This window comes from Microcystis sp. M109S1 (assembly GCF_020247025.1).
In the GTDB taxonomy this organism is placed as follows: Bacteria; Cyanobacteriota; Cyanobacteriia; order Cyanobacteriales; family Microcystaceae; genus Microcystis.
The window spans coordinates 1-3,934 of record NZ_JADBRW010000169.1 but is presented as its reverse complement, the minus strand read 5'-3'; the positions used below and the strand labels follow the sequence as shown (position 1 = coordinate 3,934).

Genomic DNA, 3,934 nt, shown 5'->3' with positions numbered 1-3,934 from the left:
TATGGGAAAGATGCTCTTTGGTCTCCTAGTTATTTTGTTTCTTCTGTAGGAGGTGCAACCCTGGAAGTTCTCAGATGCTCTATTAAAGATCAAGAAAAGCCGTCGTAAAACGACGGGGTTTTAACCCAAATTTTCGATAAATTACCCGACCTTGCTGGGTTGCCCAAACCAGTTGATCGGGATCGGATAGCTGAATGTTTTTCGCTTCCCAAGTGGTAATTACATCAATCTTCAGATTCCGCAAAGCTTCCACGACCGAGCGTTGACCCGCATCTTCATCAAGGTAGAGACGGATTTGACTCATTACAATTCACAGGCTCGATATCGGGATTCCCAGTCTTCACAATCGGCTCGGTAAGCATCGATATCGGCCTCTATCTGTTCTTTATTCGCGTGATAATACGCTAGAGCGCTATAAATTTGAGCCAGACTTAATTGAGGATACTCCTTAGCGATCGCTTCGGCACTCATTCCCGTTTTATGATCCATGACTAAACTTTGAATCGTGATTCTAGTTCCTGCGATCCGGGGACGAGCATTACAAATATCCGGACTAGCAACAATAAATTCGCTAATATCGATGCCTGTAGCCATATTTTCGCCTAAAGAAGTCCCTCTCATTGTAGCTCGATCGATACATCCGAGCAACAAAAAAGCACCCCCTTTCCGGAGTGCCTTTTTTTAGGCATTTAGAAATTAACCGTTGATAGCGGGAGCTTGCTCACCACTAGCGAGGTCGAGGGGGAAGTTGTGAGCGTTGCGTGCATTACTTCCATCCCAATACCGGCGCGGTTCAGCAAATCCGCCGGGGTTTTTTATGACCGTTTCTTCCTCAAAAAAACCACCAGAGAAAACAGCCCTAACCCTAATATAGAACTAGGCTCCGGTACAGTTGGATTGGGGGGATCGGTTTGTCCATCTAAACTAGCAATCCAAGCTTCTCGATTACCACTAGGGTTAGTTCCCCATCCTACAACCGTTAACCCATCAGCAGAAATTGCATTGGCATAGCTCAAAGTCCAACCCGTTAAATTTAAACCATAATCATTGGTTAAAATCTCTTTTAAACTCCGTATCCCTTGGGTACTATTCCAGATAAATGCCTCCTGACCATTGGCACTATTGCCATACCCAACAAGAACAGACCCATCTGCTGATACTCCCCAAGCCGCGCTATCGAAATTACCCCCCGGTAAGTCCCCTAGTCCGACCATTCCCGTTACTTGTGTCCAACGGAATGCCTCAGTACGATTAGCGCCACTATTATTAGCACTATTGCCATACCCAACAACAACAGACCCATCTGCTGATACTCCACGAGCCAAACTATAGAAACTACCCCCAGCTAAGTCCCCTAGTCCGACCATCCCCGTTGCTTGTGTCCAACGAAATGCCTCCTGACCATTAGCACCAGGGCCATTGCCTAAACCAACAACAACAGACCCATCTCCTGATACTCCATAGGCAATGCTATAGAAACTCCCCCCAGGTAAGTCCCCTAGTCCGACCATTCCCGTTGCTTGTGTCCAACGGAATGCCTCCACACCATTAGCACTAATGGCCAAACCAACAACAACAGACCCATTAGCTGATACTCCAATAGCGCCGTTAGATACCAAACCACCCCCCGGTAAGTACCCTAGCACGACCATCCCCGTTGCTTGTGTCCAACGGAATGCCTCACTACCATTAGCACTATAGCTTTGACCAACAACAACAGACCCATCTGCTGACACTCCATAAGCTGCGCTAGAGAAACTACCCCCCAGTAAGTCCCCTAGTCCGACCATTCCCGTTGCTTGTGTCCAACGGAATGCTTCCTCACCATTAGCAATCTTGCTGTAACCAATTACAACAGACCCATTTGCTGATACTCCATAAGCACTGCTCTCGAAACTACCCCCCGGTAAGTCTCCTAACCCCTGAAAAGAGGCGGCTTGTGCCTGGAAAGCTACCCCGATCGCACCCAATCCGATCCCTAAGCTGATACAATTAGCTAGTATCTTGTTCATAACCTAATAAAAGTCCAAAAAACTAAGTGATTCTTACAATCTAGATGTTCACTTTGGTTTTGTCTGTGGGAATTTGTGGCCATTTTGGATTTTCTGATACAATAATTTTTGTGGGATAAAGTGGGATTTAGTGGCAAAAAGGAGGGCAAGGATGATCAAACAAGCCTAAACTTTTGTTAATAAGGCAAGAGAACAAGCAAAAGTTTTCGCTTATTTTTCCAACTTTAACAAGATCTAATTTGAAGGACAAATTAGTAAATTAAGAGGTTAACCAGTAAAAAAAGGCGAAAAATGGAAGAATTATTAGAGTTAAAAAATCTATTACTAGCTGGCAATATTCCCGATGCCTTAATCTTGGTAGAGGAAATGACAGAAATGAGTAAGGATGATAAGCTCAATAAGATTTTTAGCTTTAGTATCATTGTTCTATTACATCTGATTAAACAGCAAGCAGAAAAACGCAGTACACGCTCAGGTGAAACCTCTATTTCTAATTCTGTTCGACAGATTCAACGCATTAATAAACGACGTAAAACAGGAGGAAATTATCTAACAATAGAAGAATTAAAAGAAACCTTAGATGATGCTTATTCTTCAGCTTTAAGACAAGCGGCATTAGAAGCTTTTGAGGGTATATATAAACCAGAAGAAATTGAAGCTATGGTTGATAAAAATAAAATTATTAATCAAGCATTGGAGTTGATTTTAATGGATTAGGGAACAGGTGACAGTCGGAAACAAATCAGGAGATTTAAATGTCAGGAGAAGCGAAACCCAACACCCAACACCTAAATCCGTCTGAATCGGCGCTCTCCTCCTCTCATTGCTTTTTGTTGGGTTTCCTTGGATCTATAGTTGGGTTTCCTTACGTCAACCCAACCTACTTTAGTTTCCTTGTGTCAATCCAACCGACGGTAGCAGAAGTCAAAATTATTCGTTATGTTGCTTAAAGATTAGCAGCCTGTTTAAAAACCTTAACGGAGGAAAATTAATGATTAACTTAGAACAAATTCAACAAGATATTAACCAATTACCTGAAGAAGCACAAAACTTACTGATTGATTTTATTGAGTTATTAAAAAAACGCTATTCTTTAGCAAAAAAGCCAGAGATTGCAGCAAAAATAAACCCTGAAGCTCAAAGTACCCTAGACATTTTAAAAGAATCTGGATTAATCGGTTGTATTAGTGCAGAATCAGACCTTTCTACTAATTATAAATCCGTTCTCAAAGAAGGATTAAAAGCTAAATATGATCATCGTTGATACTGGGTTCTGGGTGGCTTTATTTAACAATAAAGATCAATATCATCTAATAGCACAGCAAACCTTAGCACAGTATTCTTCTCAACCACTAATTACAACTTGGTGTGTTTTAACAGAAAGTTGTCATCTTCTTTTACAACGTTCTCCAAATCTCTATACAGGAGTTGAAAAACAAATAAAATTAATGAACGTATTTGAGAGACATCCCCAAAAATTTCTATTATTTCACCTTGAAAATACTCATCTAGAAAGAATTCAAGACCTTATGAAACAATATAAAAGTCTGCCAATGGACTTAGCCGATGCCTCCCTAGTTATCTTAGCAGAAGAGTTAGGAAATGGACGTATCTTATCAATTGATAATCGAGATTTTAATACCTATCGCTGGAAAAATAAAAAACCCTTTATTAATCTTTTCTCAAATTTCTAGTTAATCAGTAGTCCGTAGAGTGTAGGGTGCGTTAGGCGGCTATCAATTTAGTCAAAAAACCAAAATTAATAATTCGCCGTAACGCACCACCTCTATTATTAAATTGGTGCGTTACGCTATTGAAGGGCGCACCCTACGGCTCTTCTGGTTTTCGTGTGTTAATTTTTGTTATGAATTAAAGCAAGAAAACAGCTTAAGTCGAAGATGTTCAAAATTGGTAAATCCATA

General features: G+C 40.9%; 6 protein-coding genes and 1 pseudogene. 4 read left to right on the top strand and 3 right to left on the bottom strand.

Features of this window, described 5'->3' with window-relative positions:
• A pseudogene (locus IM322_RS08035) lies at window positions 1-108 on the top strand (IS200/IS605 family transposase); the annotation flags it as partial.
• On the opposite strand, the gene IM322_RS08030 reads toward IM322_RS08035, so the two are convergent.
• The 3 genes from IM322_RS08030 to IM322_RS08020 all read right to left on the bottom strand — a co-directional run bounded on the left by IM322_RS08030 (window position 83) and on the right by IM322_RS08020 (window position 2,012).
• Entirely contained in the window at window positions 83-304 is a 222-nt protein-coding gene (locus IM322_RS08030) for a DUF5615 family PIN-like protein (RefSeq protein ID WP_287675768.1), read from the bottom strand. The pseudogene IM322_RS08035 and the gene IM322_RS08030 overlap by 26 nt on opposite strands.
• Window positions 304-621, bottom strand: coding sequence for a DUF433 domain-containing protein (locus IM322_RS08025; RefSeq protein WP_502863709.1), 318 nt, complete (start codon window positions 619-621; stop codon window positions 304-306). The genes IM322_RS08030 and IM322_RS08025 overlap by 1 nt, the downstream gene beginning before the upstream one ends.
• Before the next feature lie 194 nt (window positions 622-815).
• Window positions 816-2,012: a PEP-CTERM sorting domain-containing protein gene (locus IM322_RS08020; RefSeq protein WP_287675770.1), complete on the bottom strand. Its 1,197-nt coding sequence runs from the start codon at window positions 2,010-2,012 to the stop codon at window positions 816-818.
• A 291-nt stretch (window positions 2,013-2,303) separates the two neighbouring features.
• Between IM322_RS08020 and IM322_RS08015 the strand changes: the two genes are divergently transcribed.
• From IM322_RS08015 to IM322_RS08005, 3 genes are all read left to right on the top strand, one after another.
• Window positions 2,304-2,729, top strand: coding sequence for a DUF29 family protein (locus IM322_RS08015; protein ID WP_287675772.1), 426 nt, complete (start codon window positions 2,304-2,306; stop codon window positions 2,727-2,729).
• 274 nt (window positions 2,730-3,003) lie between these two features.
• Window positions 3,004-3,276, top strand: a complete 273-nt coding sequence (locus tag IM322_RS08010; RefSeq protein WP_002761103.1) for a hypothetical protein — start codon at window positions 3,004-3,006, stop codon at window positions 3,274-3,276.
• Window positions 3,263-3,706 (top strand): type II toxin-antitoxin system VapC family toxin, encoded by a 444-nt coding sequence (locus tag IM322_RS08005; RefSeq protein ID WP_287675774.1) that lies wholly within the window; start codon window positions 3,263-3,265, stop codon window positions 3,704-3,706. Before IM322_RS08010 ends, IM322_RS08005 begins: the two co-directional genes overlap by 14 nt.
• Window positions 3,707-3,934: the final 228 nt, after the last annotated feature.

What these genes read in the sequence shown, in the direction of transcription:
- IM322_RS08015 (WP_287675772.1), top strand. Translation starts at nt 2,304, where the DNA reads ATGGAAGAATTATTAGAGTTAAAAAATCTATTACTAGCTGGCAATATT.
- IM322_RS08010 (WP_002761103.1), top strand. Translation starts at nt 3,004, where the DNA reads ATGATTAACTTAGAACAAATTCAACAAGATATTAACCAATTACCTGAA.
- IM322_RS08005 (WP_287675774.1), top strand. Translation starts at nt 3,263, where the DNA reads ATGATCATCGTTGATACTGGGTTCTGGGTGGCTTTATTTAACAATAAA.
- IM322_RS08025 (WP_502863709.1), bottom strand. Translation starts at nt 621, where the DNA reads ATGAGAGGGACTTCTTTAGGCGAAAATATGGCTACAGGCATCGATATT.
- IM322_RS08030 (WP_287675768.1), bottom strand. Translation starts at nt 304, where the DNA reads ATGAGTCAAATCCGTCTCTACCTTGATGAAGATGCGGGTCAACGCTCG.
- IM322_RS08020 (WP_287675770.1), bottom strand. Translation starts at nt 2,012, where the DNA reads ATGAACAAGATACTAGCTAATTGTATCAGCTTAGGGATCGGATTGGGT.